This window comes from Streptomyces griseosporeus (assembly GCF_014656055.1).
Classification (GTDB): Bacteria; Actinomycetota; Actinomycetes; order Streptomycetales; family Streptomycetaceae; genus Streptomyces; species Streptomyces griseosporeus.
On sequence record NZ_BNBR01000007.1, the window covers coordinates 45,906 to 67,505 of the forward strand.

Genomic DNA, 21,600 nt, shown 5'->3' on the forward strand with positions numbered 1-21,600 from the left:
GACATGGACAGGTGCGCGGACATCAGCCGGTGTCCCCGGGCGGGTCGCAGATCGGGCACGCGCTCAGGTCGCCGCCGCGCAGCAGCTTCGCGTCCACCGGCACCGCCTCCGCCTTCCCCGCGACCAGCGGGCAGTCCGCGCGGTGCCACAGCGTGCCACCCGGCACCATCCGCATCTCCCCGCTGACCGCTACCGGCGCCGTCGCCGTCGCCGTCATGGCAGTCTCCTCGGCACCGGCGGGTCCGGCGTCCACCAGCAGTCCGTACAGCTCCTCCACGCGCGCGGCGGCGACCTGCCCGCGGCCGTGCGCGAGCAGCACCGCCCCGGCGACGATCAGCGCGGCGCCCGGGATCGTGCAGGAGGCGAGGTAGGGCACCTGGCGCTCGGCGAACCGCTCGCCGGAGACGCCGTACCAGCCGATGACGCACAGCACCGCGCCGGCCGCGAGCGCGGCCCAGCCGGCCCACAGGGCGGGGTGCGCGGTCCGCAGACGGCTGGCTGTCCTCATCTCGGCTCCCACACGTCGGGTGGTGGTCCGGGCCGGCCAATGGCTTGCACTATGCCCCGCGGAAGCTGACCCTGAAAGCACCGGGAGCACCCGGCCCGGAACGACACCCGGTGGTGAGCCAGATGGTTGTCGGGAGCGACCTCAGGCGGGGGACGCGGACCAGGGGGCGCGGCCCACGGGCGGCGGGACGGGGGACGGCGTTCGCCGCCGCTCTCCTCCTCATTCTCGCCCCGGCGGTCGCGGCGTGCAGCGACGACGGCGGCGGTGGCGGCGCGAGCAGCCCCTCCGCCACACCGCCCGGGCAGGCCGCCACGAGCGCGCTGCCCAGCCTGCCCGCCGACCCCACGGCGGCCAAGAAGGAGATCGCGGAGAACTGGGAGAAGTTCTTCGACCCCAAGACCTCCCTGGAGGACAAGCAGGCCCTGCTGGAGAGCGGCGACCGGATGGCGCCGGTCCTCCGGGCCTTCAGCGGCGACCGGCGCGGCGGACAGGTCCGGGCGCGGGTCGAGAAGACCGAGTTCACCTCGGCCACCCAGGCCACCGTCACCTACACGCTGCTGCTGAACGGGGCCACCGCCCTGCCGAACGCCTCGGGGACCTCCGTCGTGCAGGACGGCACCTGGAAGGTGTCCGTCCGCACCCTGTGCGCGCTGGTGCAGCTGAGTGGCAATGCGTCGGCCTCGCAGTCGCCGCTGCCGGGCTGCTGAGGCCGCCGCCGCGGCGCTGCTGCTCCTGCCGGCCGCGGCCTGCGGCAGCCGCCTGCCCGAGAGCGACTTCGAGCACCGGGACCATCCGTCCGCGACCGCCCGCGCGCCCCTGCGCGTCGGCATCCTGGCCAGCGCCACCAGCCCCGTCGGCGGCGACGCCTTCACCGGACCCGGCGACGGGGCCAGGGCCTACTTCGACCGGCTCAACGCGCGCGGCGGCATCGACGGCCGCCGCGTCGAGGTCCGCACCTGCGACGACGGCGGCAGCGGCGTCGGCGACAACGCCTGCGTGCACCGGCTGATCGACGAGGACAAGGTCGTCGCCCTGGTCGCCACCACCGTCCTCGACTACGCCGGCGCCTCCCGGGTCTCCCACGCGCGCGTGCCCGACATCGGCGGCCAGCCCATCGGCGCCGCGTACGACACCTGGCCGCACCTGTACGGCATCTACGGCAGCCTCGCGCCCCGCGACGGCACCCCCGGCTGGCACGGCATGCTGTACGGCGGCACCGAGGTCTACCGGTACTTCAAGCGGGAGCACGGGGCCCGCACGGCCGCCGTCGTGTCGTACAACCAGGCCGCCTCCGCCGCCTACGCCCGGCTCGTCGAGCGGGGCCTGAAAGCCGAGGGGTACCGGGTGGTCGCCGAGCAGGTCGACTTCGCGCTGCCCAACTTCCGCGCGATCGCCGCCGACCTGAAACAGCAGGGCGCCGACCTCGTCTTCGACGCCCTCGACACGCACGGCAACGCCCTGCTGTGCAAGGCGATGGACGAGGTCGGCGCGCGCGTCACCGCCAAGGTGACCAACGTGCAGAACTGGACGTCCACCGTCCCCGACGACTACCGGGACGCCCCCCGCTGCCGCAACGCGCTGTGGGCCACCGGCTCCAGCCGCAACCTCGACGACACCGGCGACCCGGCCGTACGGGAGTTCCGCACGGCCACCCGGGGCCTGGGGACGCACTCCCAATGGCAGCTGGAGGGCTGGGCGGCGGCCATGTGGTTCACCGAGGCGGCCCGGTCCTGCGCGCGGCAGGGCATCACGCGCGCGTGCGTCGACGCCTGGATGAACCGCAGCGAGGGCTTCACCGCCGGCGGCCTGCTGCTGCCCGTCGTCTTCGAACGCCTGCCCGAGCCGCCGAAGATCCGCCGCACCTGCCTGTCGGTGGCGCGCTGGCGGGACGGCCGGGGCTGGGTCTCCCAGGGCGACATGAACCGCACCTGCTTCGACGTCCCGCAGCTGCCCTACGCGCCCTGACCGGGCCGCTCCTCACCCGTCCTGACCGGACCGGTCCTCGCTCGCCTGGTGCGACGGCGGCTCGGGCTGCGGGGTCAGTGCCGCGAACTCCGGGTGGTGCAGGTCGAACGCCGGGGACTCCGAACGGATCCGGGGCAGCGCGGTGAAGTTGTGGCGCGGCGGCGGGCAGGAGGTCGCCCACTCCAGCGAACGGCCGTATCCCCACGGGTCGTCGACGTCGACCTTCTCGCCGTACTTGGCCGTCTTCCACACGTTGTACAGGAACGGCAGCGTCGACAGGCCCAGCAGGAACGCGCCGATCGTGGACACCGTGTTCAGGGCGGTGAAGCCGTCGGAGGCCAGGTAGTCCGGGTAGCGGCGCGGCATGCCCTCCGCGCCCAGCCAGTGCTGCACCAGGAACGTGGTGTGGAAGCCGACGAACAGCGTCCAGAACTGGATCTTCCCGAGCCGCTCGTCGAGCATCTTCCCGGTGAACTTCGGCCACCAGAAGTACAGCCCGCCGAAGATCGCGAAGACGACCGTGCCGAAGACGACGTAGTGGAAGTGCGCGACGACGAAGTACGAGTCGGTGACGTGGAAGTCCATCGGCGGCGACGCCAGGATCACCCCGGTCAGCCCGCCGAACAGGAACGTCACCAGGAAGCCCGTCGCCCACAGCATCGGCGTCTCGAACGACAGCGAGCCCCGGAGCATCGTGCCGGTCCAGTTGAAGAACTTCACGCCGGTCGGCACGGCGATCAGGAAGCTCATGAAGGAGAAGAACGGCAGCAGCACCGCGCCCGTGGCGAACATGTGGTGCGCCCACACCACCACCGACAGACCGGTGATCGAGATCGTCGCGCCGACCAGGGTCAGATAGCCGAAGATCGGCTTGCGGCTGAAGACCGGGATGATCTCCGTGATGATGCCGAAGAACGGCAGCGCGATGATGTACACCTCGGGATGGCCGAAGAACCAGAACAGGTGCTGCCACAGCAGCGCCCCGCCGTTCGCCGCGTCGAAGACCTGGCTGCCGAAGCGCCGGTCCGCCTCGAGGACCAGCAGCGCCGCCGCCAGCACCGGGAACGCCATCAGGATCAGGATCGACGTCAGCAGCGTGTTCCAGGTGAAGATCGGCATCCGGAACATCGTCATGCCGGGCGCGCGCATGCCGACGATCGTGGTGATGAAGTTGACCGCGCCGAGGATCGTGCCGAAGCCGGCCAGCGCCAGCCCCATGATCCACAGGTCGGGGCCGATGCCGGGGGAGTGCACGGAGTCGTTGAGCGGCGCGTAGGCGAACCAGCCGAAGGCGGCCGGCCCCTCCGGCACCAGCAGCGAGCCGAGCACGATCAGCCCGCCGAACAGGAACAGCCAGTACGAGAGCATGTTCAGCCGCGGGAAGGCCACGTCCGGCGCGCCGATCTGCAACGGCATCAGCTCGTTGGCGAACCCGGCGAAGCTGGGCGTGGCGAACAGCAGCAGCATGATCGTGCCGTGCATCGTGAACAGCTGGTTGAACTCGTTGTTGGTCACGATCTGCAGCCCCGGCCGCGCCAGCTCGGCGCGCATCAGCAGCGCCATCACCCCGCCGACCAGGAAGAACACAAACGATGTGATCAGGTAGAGATGCCCGATCTTCTTGTGGTCGGTGGTGGTCAGCCAGTCGACGATCACCCGGCCGTGGCGCTTGCCCAACAGCGGGTGCGCCGCCGCCGGTACGGTCTGCGTGCCCATCGCTCGCTCGCCCCTTCGCTCGTCGCGTCCCGGGTCCGCCGCGGGCCCGCACCGCACGTCCGGGCGGGCCTCCGCCATCATGCGCGCGTCGTCGTGCGCTCCGACAGGGGGCGTACCGGTCGTGTTGTGACCGGGCCCGGTATTCCCTGTGCGGTGCCTGCTCCCGCGGACCGCGCGGAAAGGGACGGGAAAGCCGGTCGGAGGCTGTTCCCCGGCACTTTCCGCCGGGTCCGGGGAGGGTCTCGGCAGACACGCGGGAATTGCGTTCGAATACCCGCGGAAGGCGTAGAGAATCACTCGCACCCGTGACACGGAACGGCCGAAACGCGTGTCGGGATCCTGTGACAGAAGTGTGACCGGAGTGATCCATCGCACGCGATCGGGGTTCCCCGAGTTCAGGCCACCGCCTAGCGTGGGAGCTATGTCACCCACCATTCCCACTCCGCCGCCGGAGCCCCAGGACAGCCCCGACGGATACGTCGGCCTCCCCGCCGCGCTGGCCGAGCAGCGCGCCCGCGAGCGGGGCTGGACGACCGTCCGCGCGCTGCCGCCGGGCGCGATCATCACCATGGAGTACCGGGCCGGGCGGCTCAATTTCGAGGTGCGGGACGGCCGGGTGACCCGCGCCTGGAAGGGCTGAGCCCCGCGCCGCCACGGGCACGGCGAAGGCCCCGGCTCCCGGACCGTGAGGTCGGGAGGCCGGGGCCTTCGGGTGCGGGGCGCGGTGTGTGCGTACTGGGCCCCGCCGTACCGCTCCGGCGGGCTAGCCGCCGTTCGTCAGGGGGCGGGTCGCCGTGGAGCGCGGCAGGCGCTCCGGGTGCGGCGGGCGGCGGCTGCCGGCCGGGGTGACCGGGGTGCGCTCCGAGCGGGCCGTGTGCGGGCCCGGGGCCAGATAGGCCGGTGCGCGCGCGGCACGGGCCGCGGTGAGCGCGTCGCGGGCCGCCGCGGCCGTCTCGTCCTGGGCGGTGGCCGCCGGGCGCGGCTTGAGCCGTACCGGCGCCGTGACCGGGGCGGCCGGGGCCGGGACCGTGCCGGTGGTGCGGGCGCGCCTGCGGTCGCGCAGGTCGAGGATCCAGGCCTCGGCACGGGCGATCAGCGGCTCGGCCCACGGCAGGGCCAGCAGGATCAGCAGGCCCGCGGCCCAGCCGAGCAGGACGTCGCTCAGCCAGTGCGTACCGAGGTAGACCGTGGACATGCCGACGCCGAGCGCCACCACCGCGGACAGCGCGGACAGCCAGCGGCGGGCTCTCGGGGTGGAGGCCAGATACGCCAGGATTCCCCAGGTCACCACCGCGTTGGCGGTGTGGCCGCTGGGGAATATATCGCCGCCCATGCCCATCTCGTTCGAGCCGATGACGGTCGCGTAGTGCGGGCCGAGGCGGCCCATGCCGATCTTCGCGGCGCCGACCGTGAGGTTCAGCAGCAACAGCGAGGCGCCGAGGGTGAGCAGCGGGCGCAGCGTGTGCTGCCGCCAGGACCGCCAGCCGAGCCACGCCGCGACCATCACGGCGGTGGGGCCGCGCTGGCCGAGCACGACGTAGTAGTCGACGAACGCGTGGATGTGGGACCACTGCTGGTACGGCCGGAAGAACATGACCTGCCAGTCCAGGCGGACCAGCCACGAGGTCGTCACGACGAGCCACACGATGGCCAGATAGAAGGCCAGGGTCGCGCCGAAGAGCGCGGCCCTGTGCCGCGTCATGCGCGGTACGTCGATATGGGTCGGCCGCTGCGGCTCCCGGTCCAGCCGGTGGAAGAGCCAGTCCCAGCGGCCCGCCTTTGGTTCAGTACGCACTCAATCGACGTTACAGCGAGTGAGCTGCGCGCCGCTCACGACCGGCGGCTTTGTGATGACCACGTGATGTGGGATTGATCGCAGTTTCGCGTTTATTCGCGGGGTGGCCTGCCGGTTCGTACACGGCGCAATTCAAACCCGCTTCATCTCCGCCGTGTCGGGCGTTCTGCCTTTCAGAATATGTTCATCCACGGCTCGGGGAGAATTGCACCGCGGGTCACCGCGGGTCCCGGCACGCCCCCGCCGTCCGCCGCCGCGCCGGCCCCGCCCCTGTGTGGCTCGTGTCACACGGCTGTGGATGTGGCGCAAAAGACAGCTCAGCCCCGAGCTTCACGGACTCGCGTACGCTGACGACTCACCCGCACGCGCGCCCGCCCCACGGCGGTGCCGCACGCCGCCTGGCCGGCGAGGCGAGGGATCATCTGGGAGGTACGTACATGTCCGGGACGACCACGGCCGCCGCCGCGCTGCGCCGTCGGACGGCCGGGGCCGGTGCCAACCGCTGGGTCGTCCTCGTGGTGCTGTGCGTCAGCCTGCTGCTGGTCGCCGTGGACGCCACCGTGCTGCACGTGGCGGTGCCCGCCGTCACCGAGGACCTCAAGCCCGGCGCCATCGAGCTGCTCTGGATCGTCGACACCTATCCGCTCGTCTGCGCCGCGCTGCTGATCCTCTTCGGCACGCTCGGTGACAAGGTCGGCCGCAGACGGATCCTGCTCCTCGGCTACGGCCTCTTCGGCGTCGCCTCCGCGCTCGCGGCCTTCGCGCCGAACGCCCAGGTCCTCATCACGGCCCGGGCGCTGCTCGGCGTGGGCGGCGCGATGATCATGCCGGCGACGCTGTCGATCCTGCGGCAGGTCTTCCCCGACCGGCGCGAGCGGGCGCTCGCGATCGGCGTGTGGAGCGCGGTCGCCGCGGTCGGCGCGGCGGTCGGCCCGCTGCTCGGCGGCTTCCTCCTCGAACACTTCTGGTGGGGCTCGGTCTTCCTGGTCAACATCCCGCTGATGCTGGTGAGCCTCCCGGTGGGGCGGCTGCTGCTGCCCGAGTCGACCGGGGACGGCGAGGGCCCGTGGGACGTCGTCGGCGCGCTGATGGCGGCGGGCGGGCTGTTCGGGGTGGTCTTCGGGGTGAAGCGGCTCGGCGGCGGCACGTCCGTGGTCAGCCTGCTCACCCTGGTGCCGCTCGTGGCCGGCGCGGTGCTGCTGGTGCTGTTCGTACGGCGGCAGCGCGGGCGCCGGCATCCGCTGGTCGACCTGCGGATGTTCGCACGGCCGGTGTTCGGCACGTCCGTCGGGTGCATCGTGCTCGCGATGCTGGCGCTCGTCGGGCTGGAGCTGATCGCGGCGCAGTACCTCCAGCTGGTGCTCGGGCTGTCGCCGCTGGAGACCGGGCTGCGGCTGCTGCCGCTGACCGTCGCGGCGATGGCGGCGGGGCTCGCCGGGGCGCAGCTGCTGCGCCGGTTCGGGCCGCGGCGGATGGTGAGCGCCGGGTTCTGCCTGACCGCGGCGGCGGTGGTGACGCTGACGGCGATGGGCGGTGCCGACAACCCGGGGCTGCTGCTCTTCGGGTTCGTGCTGCTCGGGTTTGGGCTGGAGACGACGCTGTTCGGGGCGTACGAGTCGATGCTGAGCGAGGCGCCGGCCGAGCAGGCGGGCGGGGCGGCGGCGATCGGGGAGACGTCGTACCAGCTGGGGGCCGGGATCGGGATCGCGCTGCTGGGCAGTGTGATGAACGCGGCGTACGCGCCCGGGCCGGCGTCCGTGCCGGGGGTGCCGGCGGCGGACGCGCGGGCGGCGGGGCATTCGCTGGGCGAGGCGTACGAGGTGTCCGGGCGGCTGGGCGGGCCGGCGGGGGTTGCCCTGCGGCGGGCGGCGCGGGAGTCCTTTGTGCACGGGCTGCATGTGACGCTGCTGGTGAGTGCGGGGTTGTTGCTGGTGGGGGCGGTGATCGCGCTGCGGTTGCCGCGGGTGATGCAGTGCACGGAGGTGTCCGTGCCGGCGCCTCGCGGCGTGGAGGACGTGGAGGGCGTGGAGAGGTCCCGCGTCTCCGCGTGAGGTCTTCTCTCCCACCCACGCACCGCCCATGACTGTCCGTTGAGGGGTGGACGTCGCCCGTGGGGCTTGCCCGCCGTCGGCGGCCGCCCGTGCGTGGGCTTCGCGGCGGCTCCCCCTGGCGTGTGCTCGCCGCCGGCTTCACCTCTCCGCCCATGGCCAAGTGCACGGATTCCGTACTGGACGTGCGGGACACTGCCCCCGTAACGTCGGCCCCGACGTCGTAACTAGCGGCGCTAGTTTTAAGCGTGTCGGAGGGTTCCATGTCCGCGTCCTCGAAGTTGCCCCCGTTCGACCCCGCCGACCCCCTCGGCATCGACGACCTGCTCGACCCGGAGGACCTCGCCGTCCGGGACACCGTGCGGGCGTGGGCCGCGGACCGGGTGCTGCCGTATGTCGCCGAGTGGTACGAGAAGGGCGAGCTGCCGGGCATCCGCGAGCTGGCCCGGGAGCTCGGCTCGATCGGGGCACTCGGGATGTCGCTGGAGGGGTACGGGTGCGCCGGCGCCTCCGCCGTGCAGTACGGGCTGGCCTGTCTGGAGCTGGAGGCCGCCGACTCGGGCATCCGGTCCCTCGTCTCGGTGCAGGGCTCGCTCGCCATGTACGCCATCCACCGCTTCGGCAGCGAGGAGCAGAAGCAGACCTGGCTGCCGCGGATGGCCGCAGGTGAGGTCATCGGATGCTTCGGGCTGACCGAGCCCGACCACGGCTCCGACCCCGCCTCGATGCGGACCTCCGCCAAGCGCGACGGCTCCGACTGGGTGCTGAACGGCCGCAAGATGTGGATCACCAACGGGTCCGTCGCCGGGGTGGCCGTGGTGTGGGCGCAGACCGAGGAGGGGATCCGCGGCTTCGTCGTACCGACCGGCACCCCCGGCTTCTCCGCGCCCGAGATCAAGCACAAGTGGTCCCTGCGCGCCTCCGTCACCAGCGAGCTGGTCCTGGACGACGTACGGCTGCCCGCCGACGCCGTCCTGCCGGAGGTGACCGGCCTGCGCGGGCCGCTGAGCTGTCTGTCCCACGCCCGGTACGGGATCGTCTGGGGTGCGATGGGGGCGGCGCGGGCCAGCTTCGAGGCCGCGGTCGACTACGCGAAGTCACGGGAGCAGTTCGGCAGGCCCATCGGCGGCTTCCAGCTCACCCAGGCCAAACTCGCCGACATGGCGGTGGAACTGCACAAGGGAATTCTGCTCGCCCATCACCTCGGGCGGCGCATGGACGCCGGCCGCCTGCGTCCCGAGCAGGTCAGCTTCGGCAAGCTCAACAACGTACGGGAGGCCATCGAGATCTGCCGTACGGCCCGTACGATCCTCGGCGCCAACGGGATTTCGCTCGAATACCCCGTGATGCGGCACGCGACGAATCTCGAATCGGTGCTCACCTACGAGGGCACCGTCGAGATGCACCAGCTCGTGCTGGGCAAGGCGCTCACCGGACTCGACGCGTTCCGGTGACGGACCCCGAGCAGGGCGGGGCCGGTGAGCGGCCCTGCCTCAGCTCTGGTTGAAGAAGCCGTCCGAGCGGTGCGCGGCCGGCTCGCCGCTGATGATCTCCGTGTCGGCCGGGGTCAGCAGGAACACCCGGTTGGAGACGCGGTCGATGGACCCGCGCAGGCCGAAGATGAGCCCCGCCGCGAAGTCGACGACACGCTTGGCGTCGGCCGGCTCCATGGCCGTGAGGTTCATGATGACCGGCACGCCGTCACGGAACAGCTCGCCGATCGCGCGGGCGTCCCGGAAGCTGTCCGGGGTGACCGTGCCGATCCGGCGGCCCTTCTCCTCGGCCGTGTCCGTGGCGACCTTCACCCGGGGGTCGGTGACCCAGGCGTCCCCGGAGTCGGTCCCCTCGGAGTAGTCGTCGTCGTAGTAACGCTCGTCATCGTTGTCGTCGACGAGGCCAAGCCAGGCACTCGCCTTGCGCACCGATCCCATGGACGCCTCCTCTCACAGCGGTCTTTCTTGCTTTCCGCATCCCTATGGTCATCCATGATGCGGATGGCGCGCCAAGTGGATAGACGCCGCGCGGGGGGTTTGTGACGGTACTGGTGCACAGCGGATCCGTCGAGAGGCCGTGTTTCCCAAGGGTCGTATCTCAAACGGCTGCTGACTGTGAGTGAAATATGATTCTTCACGGCGTCCGGGTGACGGGCGGTGCGTACGGGTGAACGGGGGTTGTGGTGTTCGGAATCGTCAGGCCATGCAGACACCGGCTCGGTGAGGGGCTCGCCGCGCAGTGGATGGCGCATCTGTGCGGGCTCTGTCTCGCCCTGCGCAAGGATCACGGACAATTCGCCCGTATCGTGACGAACTATGACGGGCTGCTCATTTCGGTTCTGACGGAGGCTCAGGCCGGGAAGTCCGCCGACGGGCGGCGTACGGCGGGACCGTGCCCGTTGCGCGGGATGCGCACCGCGTCCGTCGCGGACGGTGAGGGCGCGCGCCTCGCGGCCGCCGTGTCGCTGGTCCTCGCCTCGGCCAAGGTGCGCGATCACGTCGCCGACGGGGACGGGCTGCTGGCCCGCCGGCCCGTCGCCCGCGCCGCGCGCCGGGTCGCCGCGAGCTGGGGACGCGCAGGGGAGCGCGGCGGTACGGCCGTCGGCTTCGACACCGCCGTCCTCGTCGACGCCGTCGACCGGCAGGTCGGCCTGGAGGCGCTGGCCGGGCCCGGCACGCCGCTCCTCACCGTCACCGAACCCACCGAGACGGCCACCGCGGCGGCCTTCGCGCACACCGCGGTCCTCGCCGGCCGGCCCGGCAACGCCGTGCCGCTCGCCGAGGCCGGGCGCCTGTTCGGCCGCCTCGCGCATCTCCTCGACGCCGTGGAGGACCAGGCCGCCGACGCCGCGTCCGGCGCGTGGAACCCGCTGACCGCCACCGGTACCTCGCGCGCCGAGGCCCGCCGCCTCGCCGACGACGCCCTGCACGGCATCCGGCTCGCCCTGAAGGACGTCGAGTTCACCGACGCGAAGCTCGCCCATCTGCTCCTCGTCCACGAACTGCGCCGGTCGGTGGACCGGGCGTTCGGCACCGAGTCCTGCGGACACGCGCGACCGGAGGGTGCGTTCGGCCCGCCGCAGGGGCCCTACGCGCCGCCGCAGCACCCCTACGACGCGAACAACCCCTTCGGCGCGCAGCCGCCGCAGCACCCCGGCAAGCGGGGCTTCTGGGCCGGGTGCGCGGCCGCGCTCGGGCTGTGCTGCACCTGCAAGGTGTGCTGTGCCGACGAGTTCGAGGGGCCGTGGTCGCGGAAGAAGCGGGAGGGGTGGTGCAGCGACTGCGGGAGCTGCGACTGCTCCTGCTGCGAGGCCTGCTCCTGCTGCGAGTGCTGTGAGTGCTGCTCGTGCTGTGACTGCTGACCGTGCGAGACCCCAGTGCCTCTAGGGCGTCTTCAGCTCCGGCGGTGAGATCTCCGACCGGGTGAGGGCGGAGGCCGTCGTGCCCCACTTCTTCAGGATCCGCGCGTACGTGCCGTCCGCGATCAGCTTGTCCACCGCCGCCCGGAACGCGGGCGCCAGCGGCGTGCCCTTCTTGAAGGCGAAGCCGACGTCCAGGCGGTGGAACTCGTTGAGGAACCTCACGCCGGGCTGATGGGCGACGGCGTACCGCAGGCCGTTGATGGTGGACATCACGACGTCGCTGCGGCCCTGCTGGAGGGAGGACCAGACGGCGCCCTGTTCGCTGTATGTCTGCACCTTGTACGGCTTCTTGCCGGCGTCGGCGCAGACGTGCGCGTTCTTCTCCAGCGTCGCCTCGAAGGTGGTGCCGGCGCCGGTGGCGACGTTCAGCCCGCACAACTGCGTCAGCTCCGTCACCTTGGACAGCTCGCTGTCCTTGCGGGTGGCGAAGCCCTGGCCGTCGTTGATGTAGGTGACGAAGTCGATGGTCCGGCGCCGCTCGTCGGTCACCCCGAAGTTGCTGGCGCCGACGTCGTACTTGCCGCTGTCCAGGGCCGGCAGGATCGCCTCGAAACTCGCCTGCTCGACCTTGACCTTCAGGCCGAGCACCTTCGCCACCGCGTAGGTGAAGTCGACGTCCTGGCCGGTGAGCGTCTTGCCGTCGGCGAGGTAGGTGGTGCCGGGCGGGGTACCGCCGACGCTGACCGCGACGGTGACCTGCCTGACGCCCGCGGGCAGCAGCTTCGCCGCGGCCTCGTCCTTCGCGATGCCGGAGACGACGTCCGTGGTGGGGACCTCGTCGGCGGCGGCCGCCGCGCCGGCGGTGCCGGTGGCGCCGTCGGCGCCGGAGCCGCACGCACTGAGGAACAGGGCAGCCGAGGTGATCAGGGCAAAAGGCGCGAAATGCCTCAAGCGGGTCCGTGTGGACGTACGCATGGTGTGCGGTCTCCTGTGAGCAGCAAGAAGTCAGGGAACGGCGAAGCGCGAGGGGAGGGGTGCGCGTGTGAAGGCGGGCACGCGGGACGGCGTGCGGGAAGAACGCGGGAAAGCGTGCAGCGGCGCCTGCCCGGACCGGGCGGCGGGGCGCTCAGGGGGTCAGCTCAACAGGAACAGGACCACACTCGACCGAAGTCGATGTGGGAGCGCGTGACCAGCCACTGATGCGGATGCATGGGCCAAGTGGAACAGCTCTCCGGTTTCGCGTCAACCGAGTTGAGACGTACGGCTCACAGTGCGGACAGCCTTGACAGCGACGGCGAACGGACCCGTAGAGTCGACGGACGGCCCTGCTGAGGGGCTCGGCCGTACCGCGCCGCCCGGCGGCGCCCCGTGTGAAGGCACCCACCCGTGTTCGACTTCCGACGCGTCACGGAGTCTTCGCATGTCATCCGACACCCTCACCAAACTCCCCGCCGCACCCGGCACATCCGGCCCGGCCGACGTGCCCCGGATCGTCCCGCAGCGCCGCTACGGCCAGTGGGCGGCGGCCGTCGTCGTCCTCGCCCTGCTCGCCCTCGCCGTCACCTCCGTGCTGCGCAACGAGGCGTTCCAGTGGGACGTCGTCGCCGCATACTTCACCACCGACTCCGTGCTGCGCGGACTGTGGCTCACCCTGTGGCTGACGGCCGTGGTGATGGCCCTCGGCTTCGCCCTCGGCACCCTGCTCGCCGCGGCCCGCCTCTCCGCCAACCCCGTGCTGCGCGGCGTGAGCTGGGGATACGTCTGGCTGTTCCGGTCCATCCCGATCCTGGTGCAGCTGCTGCTGTGGTTCAACATCGGGGCGCTCTACCCGACGGTCCTCGGCGTGAAGACGGTCGACCTGCTCGGCCCGGTCACCGTCGCGATCATCGGCCTCACCCTGCACGAGGCCGCCTACGCCGCCGAGGTGGTGCGCGGCGGCATCCTCTCCGTCGACCGCGGCCAGATCGAGGCAGCGCAGGCGCTCGGGCTGAGCCGGTGGCGGCGCTGGCGGCGGATCGTGCTGCCGCAGGCCATGCGCGCCATCGTGCCGCCCGCCGGCAACATGCTGATCGGCACCCTCAAGGGCACCTCCATCGTCAGCGTCATCGCCGTCAACGACCTGCTGTTCTCCGTGCAGTTGGTCTACCACCGCACCTACCAGGTGATCCCGCTGCTGATGGTCGCCACCGTCTGGTACACCGTCGTCACCTCCGTGCTCAGCGTCGGCCAGCACTACCTGGAGAAGCGGTACGCGCGCGGGGCGGAGCGGACCCGATGAGGCCCTCCCTGGTGATCGTCGGCGCCGGACCGCGCGGCACCGGCCTCCTGGAGCGGATCGCCGCCAACGCGCCCGAGCTGTACGCCGGTTCCGGACTCGACGTGCACCTCGTCGACCCGCACCCGCCGGGCGCCGGACGCATCTGGCGGGCCGACCAGTCCCCGCTGCTGTGGATGAACTCGCACGCCGAGGACGTCACCATGTTCACCGACGAGACGGTCGACATGGCCGGCCCCGTACGCCCCGGCCCCACCCTGCACGAATGGGCCGGCATCGCGGGCCGCACCTTCGCCGACCGCCGGCTGCAGGGCGACTACCTGCGCTGGGTGCACGAGCAGGCGCTGGCCGCGCTGCCGCCCGGCATCGCCGTCCACCACCACCCGCACCGCGCCGTGCGCGTCGGCGGGCCCCGCGAGGGCCGGCAGCAGGTATGGCTGGAGGGCCGCGACCGGCCCCTCCTCGCCGACCTGGTCGTGCTCGCCCTCGGCCACCTCGACGCCGAACCCGACGCCGAGCAGCGGTCCCTCGCGGCGTACGCCCGCGCGCACGGCCTGGTCCATCTGCCGCCCGACTTCACCGCCGACAGCGACCTCGGCGCGCTCCCGGCCGGCGAGCCGGTCCTGGTCCGCGGCTTCGGGCTCGCCTTCGTCGACCTCATGGTGCTGCTCACCGAGGGACGGGGCGGGCGGTACGACGGCGACACCTACCTCCCCTCGGGGCGGGAGCCGGTGCTGTACGTCGGATCGCGGCGCGGAGTGCCGTACCACGCGAAGATCGGCTACGACTGGACCGGCGAGCGCCCGCCGCTGCCGCGCTTCCTCGGTCCCGCGCAGACCGCGGAACTCCTCGCCAGACCCGAGGGGTTCGACTTCCGGCGGGACGTGTGGCCGCTCGTGGAGAAGGAACTGGGCTTCGCGCACTACCACCGGCTGTTCACCGCCCACCCCGAGCGGACCGCGCTGCCCTGGCCCGACTTCGAGGAGAAGTACGCCGCCGGCAGCGGCGCCGACCTGGCCGCCCTGGTCGCCGCCGCCGTGCCCGACCCGCGCGACCGGCTCGACCTCGCCGCGCTTGACCGTCCGCTGGACGGGGTCCGGTACGCGAGCCACGACGCGTTCCAGGAGGGCCTGCGCGCCTACATCGACGCCGACCTGGACCGGCGAAACGATCCGTCGTACAGCCAGGACCTCGCGGTGTTCCTGGGCCTGCTGTCGGTCTACGGCCAGCTGGTCCGGCTCGGGAACCTCGGGCCCTGGTGGCACGGCTTCTTCAGCTACCTGGCCTCGGGGCCGCCCGCGCCCCGGCTGCGGCAGATGCGGGCGCTGTCCCGGGCGGGACTGCTGCGGTTCGTCGGCGCCGACATGACCGTCACCGCCGCCGACGGGGTGTTCCGCGCCACCAGCCCCACCGTGCCCGGTCACGCCGTCGAGGCCCGCGCGCTGGTCGAGGCGCGGTTGCCCGAACCCACCGTCGGACGCGCCCGGGACACGCTGCTGCGCCGCCTGCACGCCGACGGGGCCGCCGAGACCCCCGACGGGCTGCTGCGCACCGACCCCGCCGACGGCCGCGTCCTCGACACCGCCGGCCGGCCGCACCCGCGCCGCTTCGCCCTCGGCCCCTACACCGACGGCCGTACCCCTGGCGCGTTCACCCGGCCGCGCACCGGCGGGCCCGCGTTCCGGCAGAACGACGCGACCGCGCGGGCCGCGCTGGCCTTCCTGCGGTCGCTCGCCCTGAGCGCCGCCGCCTGAACCCCTCCGACACCGGACAACACCCCAAGGAATCCCACGATGAGTGTCATGGTCGACATCAGGTCCGTCCACAAGAGCTTCGGACCGCTCGACGTCCTCAAGGGCATCGATCTGCAGGTCCGCACCGGAGAGGTCACCGTCGTCCTCGGCCCCTCCGGCTCCGGCAAGTCCACGCTGCTGCGCACCATCAACCACCTGGAGAAGGTCGACCGCGGGGCGATCAGCGTCGACGGCGCCCTGATCGGCTACCGGCGCAGCGGCGACAAACTGCACGAGCTGCCCGAACGGGAGGTGCTCAAGCAGCGCACCCGGATCGGCTTCGTCTTCCAGAACTTCAACCTGTTCCCGCACCTGACCGTGCTGGAGAACGTCATCGAGGCCCCCGTCGCCGCGCTGAAACGACCCCGCGACCAGGCCGTCGCCACGGCCCGGCGGCTGCTGGAGCGGGTCGGGCTCGCGGACAAGGCCGACGCCTACCCGCGGCAGCTGTCCGGCGGGCAGCAGCAGCGGGTCGCCATCGCGCGGGCGCTCGCGCTGGAGCCGAAGCTGCTCCTGTTCGACGAGCCGACCTCAGCGCTCGACCCCGAGCTGGTCGGCGAGGTCCTCGACGTCATCAAGGACCTGGCCCACCAGGGCACCACGATGATCGTCGTCACCCATGAGATCGGGTTCGCGCGCGAGGTCGCCGACACCGTCGTCTTCATGGACGACGGCCGCATCGTCGAACAGGGGCCGCCCGCCGAGGTGCTGGACCGGCCGCGGCACGAGCGGACCCGGGCCTTCCTGTCGAAGGTGCTGTGAGCGCCGGTATGCCGGGGCTGCTGCATCTCGCCGCCGCCGTCGGCCGGCCGGACGAGCGCGACGCCGATGCCCTGGTGGCGGCGGTGCGGCTCGCCGAGCGGGGCGGGCTGGACTTCGTGACGTTCGGGGACCCGGCCGCCCCCGCGGGCCCCGGCGTGCTCGCCGCGCTGCCCGCGGTGGCGGCGGCCACCGAGCGCGTGGGACTCGTACCGGCGCTGCCGGGCGGGGCGGACGGGCCGACAGGATCCGGCGGGTTGATCGGATCGGGCGGGTTGACCGGATCAGGCGGGTTGACCGGATCGGGCGGGATGACCGGGTCGGGTTGGCCGGACGGGGTCCGGGGGACCGGGGGCCTGGAGCCCGGGGCACCGGGGACCGGGGGCCTGGAGCCCGGGGCACCGGGGACCGTGGCCCTGGAGTCCGGGGTCCCGGGGGCCCGGGTTCCGGGGACCGGGGTTCCGGGGATCGGGGTTTCCGAGGCCGGGGTCCCGGAGGCCGGAGTCCCGGGGACCGGGGTTTTCCGGACCGGGGTCCCTGAGGCCGTAGCGGAACTCGACCGCGTGAGCCGGGGGCGGGGCGGATGGTGGAGTGAGCCGGCGCCCCGCGCGGCGGAGGGCGCGGCCACCCGGGAGCCGGTGTCCGGCGCCCGGCCCGTGCGCGTCGCCGGGGCCACCGGCGCCCCGGACGCGGCAGCCCGGTGTGCCGACGTGGTGCTGGTCCCGGCCTCCGGGCCCGCGCAGGCCGCCGGCTTACGGGCCGAACTGCGCGCGCTGGCCGCCGAGTCCGGGCGGGACCCGGACGGCCTGCGGGTGCTCGCGACCCTGCTGGTCGACCTGGACGGCGAGTACGCCGCCGAGCGTGGCCACGGCGGCGGCGGACCCCGGCCGACCCCGCGAGGCCCGCTGTACCGCGGCGGCCCCGTCGACCTCGCCGAACTGATCGCCTCCTGGCACGCGGAGGGCGCCGTCGACGGCTTCCACCTCACGCCCGTCGACCCGCGCCGCGACCTGGAACGGCTGGTGAACGGTACCGTCGCGCTGCTCCAGCACCGCGCGCTGTTCTGCACCTTCTATCCCGGCGGCACGCTCCGCGACCACCTGGGGCTCGCCCGCCCCAGAGCCCTCACCTGAACGACGAAAGGGACGACCGCATGACGACGGACCCATCCGACGCGTGGAAGCAGTGGCACGCGCACCGCGAGGAGGCGGTGTCGGCCCCCTACGGGCCGCTCGCCCTCACCGGCACCCACTGGCTCGACGACTATCCGGACGGTCGAATTCCGGCCATCCCGGGAACGTGGCGGGCGGACGGCGACGCGGTGGTGCTCACCGCCGCCGAGGCCGACGGTCTCACCCTGGACGGGCGGCCCTTCACCGGCGAGGCGCGGCTCACGGCGGACTCCGGCCCGCCCGCCGCCGCCCGCGTCGCCCTCGGTGAGCGCCGGCTGGTCGTCCTGGTCCGCGAAGGCGTCTGGGGCGTACGGGACTTCGACCCGGACGCCGGGGTGCGCCGCGCCTTCCGCGGCATCGACGCCACGCCGTACGACGCGCGCTGGTCGGTGCCGGGGCGCTTCACGCCGTACGACGCCGAACGCACCGTACGCGTGGCCAACGCCGACGGGCGCGAGCGCGGCCTCGGGCTCGCCGGGGAGCTGGCGTTCACGCTGGACGGACGGGAGCTGACCCTCCAGGTGGCCCGGCAGGAGGACGGCTCGCTGTGGGCCGTGTTCGCCGACGCCACCAGCGGCACGAGCAGCTACCGGTTCCGGTTCCTGTACCCGGCCGCGCCGGACGCCGAGGGCCGTACGACGGTCGACCTCAACCGCGCCCAACTGCCGCCCTGCGCCTTCGCGGACCACTTCATCTGCCCCTTCCCGCCCCCGGGCAACACCCTCGACGTGGCGGTGGAGGCGGGGGAGCGGACCCTGCGCTGAGCGGAACCGTCCGTCCCGGGCCTCTTGTGCCCGGGGCGGACCGGCGTCATCCTCGCTCTTCGTACCTGTCAGGAACACGCCACCCCCCGCTGCCGTCTCACCGGCCCGCCACCCCCGGGCCATCCGCTTCCCATGAGGAGGAACCGTGAGAACCAAGCGCACCCGACTGCTCGCCGTCGCCGCCGCTCTCCTCGCCGCCGGTCTGGCCGGCGCGCCGAGCGCCGGCGCGGCCGACGCGCCCGCCCGCAGCGGGGCCCGGCTCGCCCAACTGTCCGACGCCGTGGCCGCCGCCGCGGTCGACGGCACCGCCTGGTACGTCGACCGGGCCTCCGGGCAGGTCGTCGTGACCGCGGACAGCACGGTGTCGCAGGCCGGGATCGCCCGCCTGAAGAAGGCCGCCGGCGCCGACGCGGGCGCGGTCCGCGTCGAGCGCGCCGCGGGCGTCTTCACGCCGCTGCTCTCCGCCGGCGACGCCATCTACGGCGGCCAGTACCGCTGTTCGCTCGGCTTCAACGTGGTCAAGGGCGGCACGTACTACTTCCTCACCGCCGGCCACTGCGGCAAGTCGGTCAAGACCTGGTACACCGACCAGGCGCACAACACCCTCGTCGGCCCCACCACCGGCTACAGCTTCCCCGGCGACGACTACGCCCTGGTCCGCTACGACAACACCGCCCTCAGCCACCCGGGCGGCTACACCGCCGCCAACGCCTACGTCGGCGAGAACGTCAAGCGCACCGGCTCCACCACCGGCACCCACGGCGGCACCGTCACCGCGCTCGACGTCTCCGTCCGCTACCAGGGCGGCGGCACCGTCAGCGGCCTGATCCAGACCACGGTCTGCGCCGAGCCCGGCGACTCCGGCGGACCGCTCTACGACGGCACCAAGGCGCTCGGTCTCACCTCCGGCGGCAGCGGTGACTGCAAGTCCGGCGGTACGACCTTCTTCCAGCCGGTGACCGAGGCGCTCAGCGCCTACGGCGTGAGCATCTACTGACCCCCGCCCAGCGCAAGATCAACCCCCTTTCGAGGACGATCAGTTGAAGGCTGTACGGCCGAAAGGCGCCCTTGCGGCAACCGGCCGTCCGGCCGAATACTCCCCCTCAGCGCTTGTCAGGGGCACATCCCGTCCGGAATCCGGACGCGGAACGTGTCCCTGGCTGCGCCTCACGGGCCCCGACCCCACGCGGGCCCCCGACTTCCCATGGAGGGAACGACACGTGAGGATCAAGCGCACCACCCCCCGCGGCACTTCGAGACGGACCCGGCTGATCGCCGTCTCCACCGGACTCGTGGCCGCCGCCGCGATCGCGATCCCCAGCGCGAACGCGGCCGACACCCCCACCACCTTCAGCGCCGCGCAGCTCACCAAGGCGAGCGACTCGGTGCTCAAGGCCGACATCCCGGGCACCGCCTGGGCCGTCGACAGCAAGACCAACCGGGTCGTCGTCACCGTCGACAGCACGGTCTCCCAGGCCGAGATCGCCAAGATCAAGCAGCAGGCCGGCAGCACCTCCGGCGCGCTGACGATCAAGCGGACCCCGGGCAAGTTCAACAAGCTGATCTCCGGCGGCGACGCCATCTATGCGAGTAGCTGGCGCTGCTCGCTGGGCTTCAACGTCCAGGACAACAGCGGCAACTACTACTTCCTGACCGCCGGTCACTGCACCGACGGCGCGGGCACCTGGTGGTCGAACTCGTCCCACTCGACCACGCTCGGCTCCACCGCCGGATCCTCCTTCCCCGGCAACGACTACGGCATCGTGCGCTACACCAACTCCTCGGTGACCAAGTCGGGCGCCGTGGGCAGCGTGGACATCACCAGCGCCGCGACGCCGTCCGTCGGGACCACCGTGTACCGGCGCGGCTCGACCACCGGCATCCACAGCGGACGGGTCACCGCGCTCAACGCGACCGTCAACTACGGTGGCGGTGACATCGTCTACGGGCTGATCCAGACCACGGTCTGCGCCGAGCCCGGCGACTCCGGCGGCCCGCTCTACTCCAACAGCGGTGTCGCGTACGGTCTGACCTCCGGCGGCAGCGGCAACTGCAGCTCCGGCGGTACGACGTTCTTCCAGCCGGTGACCGAGGCGCTGAGCGCGTACGGTGTGCACGTCTACTGATCTCGGCTGACGTGGACTGACGCGTACGCGTACTGACGCGTACTGAAGAGTCCGGGAGCCCCCGCGTGCCCGTGTGGTGCGCGGGGGCTTTTCTCTGCTCCGGCATGTCTCCTGTCGTCTGCGGGCGCGTGGGTGGTTGCTCGCGCAGTTCCCCGCGCCCCTGAATGCCTGCGGCGGCCCCTTCCCGCCGTGCGCGGCTACCTCCGCTGTGTCGGCAGGGGGGTTCCGTTGCGGTGGGCGCGCAGGGTTGCCGCCAGCATCGTGATCGCGATGCCGGCCAGTGCCCAGGCCGACAGGACCAGGAGGGACGCCGTCGTGTCGTTGCCCCTGAAGTAGGCGATCGAGCGGGCCGCCCAGGTGCCGGCGCCGGGCGGCAGGGCCGGGCCGATCGCCTTCCAGAACGGGGGGAGCATCGGCAGCGGGAAGGCGCCGCCCGCGCTCGGGTTGCCGGCGATCACCACCAGGAGGATCGCCAGGCCGATGCCGATGATGCCGAAGAGGCCCTGCAGGGCGAGGGTGGCGGCGCCGACGGCGAAGGTGATCAGGGCCCCGAGACCCCACAGGGCCACCGTGCTGCCGGGCAGGGCGTCCAGGATCGGACCCACGATGATCGCGCCGCCCAGACCGCCGACGACCGAGACCAGCGCCATGACCAGGAGGCGGATCGTGGCCCGGCGCGGGTTGGCGGGGCGGGCGCCGGTGCTGATCGCGAGGATCGAGGCGCAGAGGTAGCCGCCCACGCACCAGCCGACGACCAGGTAGAAGGAGGACAGGCCGTCGAAGTCCTGGTCGGAGGCGGGGGCCACGTCGACGGTGCGGACCGTGCGCTGTTCGGTCCGCTCCAGGGCGGTCATGAGGTTCTCCAGGGCGGTGGCCATGACCGTGCCGCCGCCCGAGGCGACCAGGAGGGTGTCGGTGGTGCCCGACGGGTGGACCACCAGGGCGCCGTCGATGTCCCGGTTGAGGATCTGTTCGCGCGCCGTCCGCTCGTCCGGGAGCGCGCGGGGGTCCAGCGGGGAGCCGGGGAGCCGGTCCAGGCGGGTCACCACCTGCCGGGCCTGGGGGGAGACCACCCCGAACGGCACGTCCTTGGGCTTCGGGTCGTGCAGGGCCCCGACATAGGACGCGATGAAGAGCAGCTGGAGGGCGATCACACCGACGACCAGGAGCGTGGCCCGCGGGGTGACGGCGTCCTTCACCTCGCCGAGGAAGGTGGTCTGTGTCATGTCCCCCACGCTCCAGGGAGAGGCACGTTTCCGCAGGTGGGAGGCGGCCGAACGGTTGTCGTACATGTGTTCGGGTTTTGGTCTATGGTGGTGGTGAG

General features: G+C 72.5%; 19 protein-coding genes. 13 read left to right on the forward strand and 6 right to left on the reverse strand.

All coding sequences use genetic code 11. The features are described from left to right. Positions 1-22: 22 nt before the first annotated feature. Positions 23-508 carry a hypothetical protein gene (locus IE308_RS29390; RefSeq protein WP_190220248.1) on the reverse strand — a complete coding sequence of 162 codons (486 nt, stop codon included), beginning with the start codon at positions 506-508 and terminating at the stop codon, positions 23-25. Between the two features lie 122 nt (positions 509-630). Here IE308_RS29390 and IE308_RS29395 point away from each other — a divergent pair, with 122 nt between their 5' ends. Next, a complete protein-coding gene (locus IE308_RS29395; RefSeq protein ID WP_190220249.1) occupies positions 631-1,215 on the forward strand; it encodes an MTB12 C-terminal domain-containing protein in 585 nt (194 codons plus the stop codon). Beyond that, on the forward strand, positions 1,178-2,473 hold the full coding sequence (locus IE308_RS29400; protein ID WP_190220250.1) for an ABC transporter substrate-binding protein: 1,296 nt from the start codon (positions 1,178-1,180) through the stop codon (positions 2,471-2,473). The genes IE308_RS29395 and IE308_RS29400 overlap by 38 nt, the downstream gene beginning before the upstream one ends. Positions 2,474-2,485: 12 nt before the next feature. Here the strand turns inward: IE308_RS29400 and ctaD are convergent, their stop codons facing one another. Beyond that, positions 2,486-4,189 (reverse strand): aa3-type cytochrome oxidase subunit I, encoded by a 1,704-nt coding sequence (ctaD, locus tag IE308_RS29405; protein WP_190220251.1) that lies wholly within the window; start codon positions 4,187-4,189, stop codon positions 2,486-2,488. Between the two features lie 421 nt (positions 4,190-4,610). Here ctaD and IE308_RS29410 point away from each other — a divergent pair, with 421 nt between their 5' ends. After that, a complete protein-coding gene (locus tag IE308_RS29410; RefSeq protein WP_110627167.1) occupies positions 4,611-4,829 on the forward strand; it encodes an I78 family peptidase inhibitor in 219 nt (72 codons plus the stop codon). Positions 4,830-4,952: 123 nt separating this feature from the next. Here IE308_RS29410 and IE308_RS29415 read toward each other — a convergent pair whose 3' ends face one another. Then, positions 4,953-5,984, reverse strand: coding sequence for a phosphatase PAP2 family protein (locus tag IE308_RS29415; RefSeq protein WP_190220252.1), 1,032 nt, complete (start codon positions 5,982-5,984; stop codon positions 4,953-4,955). 437 nt (positions 5,985-6,421) lie between these two features. Between IE308_RS29415 and IE308_RS29420 the strand changes: the two genes are divergently transcribed. Both IE308_RS29420 and IE308_RS29425 read left to right on the forward strand, forming a co-directional pair. Next, on the forward strand, positions 6,422-8,035 hold the full coding sequence (locus IE308_RS29420) for an MFS transporter (RefSeq protein ID WP_190220253.1): 1,614 nt from the start codon (positions 6,422-6,424) through the stop codon (positions 8,033-8,035). A gap of 260 nt (positions 8,036-8,295) precedes the next feature. Beyond that, complete coding sequence (locus tag IE308_RS29425; protein ID WP_190220254.1) at positions 8,296-9,486, forward strand: acyl-CoA dehydrogenase family protein; 1,191 nt, start codon at positions 8,296-8,298, stop codon at positions 9,484-9,486. Positions 9,487-9,525: 39 nt separating this feature from the next. Here the strand turns inward: IE308_RS29425 and IE308_RS29430 are convergent, their stop codons facing one another. Continuing rightward, positions 9,526-9,963, reverse strand: a complete 438-nt coding sequence (locus IE308_RS29430; RefSeq protein ID WP_110627163.1) for a cell division protein SepF — start codon at positions 9,961-9,963, stop codon at positions 9,526-9,528. A gap of 245 nt (positions 9,964-10,208) precedes the next feature. Between IE308_RS29430 and IE308_RS29435 the strand changes: the two genes are divergently transcribed. Beyond that, positions 10,209-11,387 carry a DUF5685 family protein gene (locus IE308_RS29435; protein WP_190220255.1) on the forward strand — a complete coding sequence of 393 codons (1,179 nt, stop codon included), beginning with the start codon at positions 10,209-10,211 and terminating at the stop codon, positions 11,385-11,387. Positions 11,388-11,408: 21 nt separating this feature from the next. Here the strand turns inward: IE308_RS29435 and IE308_RS29440 are convergent, their stop codons facing one another. Then, a complete protein-coding gene (locus IE308_RS29440) occupies positions 11,409-12,362 on the reverse strand; it encodes an ABC transporter substrate-binding protein (protein ID WP_190220256.1) in 954 nt (317 codons plus the stop codon). Positions 12,363-12,807: 445 nt separating this feature from the next. Between IE308_RS29440 and IE308_RS29445 the strand changes: the two genes are divergently transcribed. From IE308_RS29445 to IE308_RS29475, 7 genes are all read left to right on the forward strand, one after another. Next, positions 12,808-13,665, forward strand: a complete 858-nt coding sequence (locus IE308_RS29445) for an amino acid ABC transporter permease (protein WP_190220257.1) — start codon at positions 12,808-12,810, stop codon at positions 13,663-13,665. Further along, positions 13,662-15,416 (forward strand): FAD/NAD(P)-binding protein, encoded by a 1,755-nt coding sequence (locus IE308_RS29450; RefSeq protein ID WP_190220258.1) that lies wholly within the window; start codon positions 13,662-13,664, stop codon positions 15,414-15,416. The genes IE308_RS29445 and IE308_RS29450 overlap by 4 nt, the downstream gene beginning before the upstream one ends. 39 nt (positions 15,417-15,455) lie before the next feature. Continuing rightward, positions 15,456-16,217 (forward strand): amino acid ABC transporter ATP-binding protein, encoded by a 762-nt coding sequence (locus IE308_RS29455; protein WP_308440132.1) that lies wholly within the window; start codon positions 15,456-15,458, stop codon positions 16,215-16,217. 20 nt (positions 16,218-16,237) lie between these two features. Beyond that, positions 16,238-17,347 carry an LLM class oxidoreductase gene (locus tag IE308_RS29460; RefSeq protein WP_308440133.1) on the forward strand — a complete coding sequence of 370 codons (1,110 nt, stop codon included), beginning with the start codon at positions 16,238-16,240 and terminating at the stop codon, positions 17,345-17,347. A 20-nt stretch (positions 17,348-17,367) separates the two neighbouring features. Then, complete coding sequence (locus IE308_RS29465) at positions 17,368-18,150, forward strand: DUF1684 domain-containing protein (RefSeq protein WP_190220260.1); 783 nt, start codon at positions 17,368-17,370, stop codon at positions 18,148-18,150. Between the two features lie 145 nt (positions 18,151-18,295). Then, a complete protein-coding gene (locus IE308_RS29470; RefSeq protein ID WP_190220261.1) occupies positions 18,296-19,147 on the forward strand; it encodes a S1 family peptidase in 852 nt (283 codons plus the stop codon). Positions 19,148-19,370: 223 nt separating this feature from the next. Further along, on the forward strand, positions 19,371-20,276 hold the full coding sequence (locus tag IE308_RS29475; RefSeq protein ID WP_190220262.1) for a S1 family peptidase: 906 nt from the start codon (positions 19,371-19,373) through the stop codon (positions 20,274-20,276). A 197-nt stretch (positions 20,277-20,473) separates the two neighbouring features. Here IE308_RS29475 and IE308_RS29480 read toward each other — a convergent pair whose 3' ends face one another. After that, the gene (locus IE308_RS29480; RefSeq protein WP_190220263.1) at positions 20,474-21,502 is read right to left on the reverse strand and encodes a DUF3533 domain-containing protein; all 1,029 of its coding nucleotides are present in this window, start codon (positions 21,500-21,502) and stop codon (positions 20,474-20,476) included. Positions 21,503-21,600 lie beyond the last annotated feature (98 nt).

Excerpts from the sequence above, each read along its gene's own strand:
- IE308_RS29455 (WP_308440132.1), top strand. The coding sequence starts at position 15,456 with ATGAGTGTCATGGTCGACATCAGGTCCGTCCACAAGAGCTTCGGACCG.
- IE308_RS29440 (WP_190220256.1), bottom strand. The coding sequence starts at position 12,362 with ATGCGTACGTCCACACGGACCCGCTTGAGGCATTTCGCGCCTTTTGCC.
- IE308_RS29390 (WP_190220248.1), bottom strand. The coding sequence starts at position 508 with ATGAGGACAGCCAGCCGTCTGCGGACCGCGCACCCCGCCCTGTGGGCC.
- IE308_RS29400 (WP_190220250.1), top strand. The coding sequence starts at position 1,178 with ATGCGTCGGCCTCGCAGTCGCCGCTGCCGGGCTGCTGAGGCCGCCGCC.
- IE308_RS29450 (WP_190220258.1), top strand. The coding sequence starts at position 13,662 with ATGAGGCCCTCCCTGGTGATCGTCGGCGCCGGACCGCGCGGCACCGGC.
- ctaD (WP_190220251.1), bottom strand. The coding sequence starts at position 4,189 with ATGGGCACGCAGACCGTACCGGCGGCGGCGCACCCGCTGTTGGGCAAG.
- IE308_RS29410 (WP_110627167.1), top strand. The coding sequence starts at position 4,611 with ATGTCACCCACCATTCCCACTCCGCCGCCGGAGCCCCAGGACAGCCCC.
- IE308_RS29480 (WP_190220263.1), bottom strand. The coding sequence starts at position 21,502 with ATGACACAGACCACCTTCCTCGGCGAGGTGAAGGACGCCGTCACCCCG.
- IE308_RS29445 (WP_190220257.1), top strand. The coding sequence starts at position 12,808 with ATGTCATCCGACACCCTCACCAAACTCCCCGCCGCACCCGGCACATCC.
- IE308_RS29430 (WP_110627163.1), bottom strand. The coding sequence starts at position 9,963 with ATGGGATCGGTGCGCAAGGCGAGTGCCTGGCTTGGCCTCGTCGACGAC.
- IE308_RS29420 (WP_190220253.1), top strand. The coding sequence starts at position 6,422 with ATGTCCGGGACGACCACGGCCGCCGCCGCGCTGCGCCGTCGGACGGCC.
- IE308_RS29465 (WP_190220260.1), top strand. The coding sequence starts at position 17,368 with ATGACGACGGACCCATCCGACGCGTGGAAGCAGTGGCACGCGCACCGC.
- IE308_RS29425 (WP_190220254.1), top strand. The coding sequence starts at position 8,296 with ATGTCCGCGTCCTCGAAGTTGCCCCCGTTCGACCCCGCCGACCCCCTC.
- IE308_RS29395 (WP_190220249.1), top strand. The coding sequence starts at position 631 with ATGGTTGTCGGGAGCGACCTCAGGCGGGGGACGCGGACCAGGGGGCGC.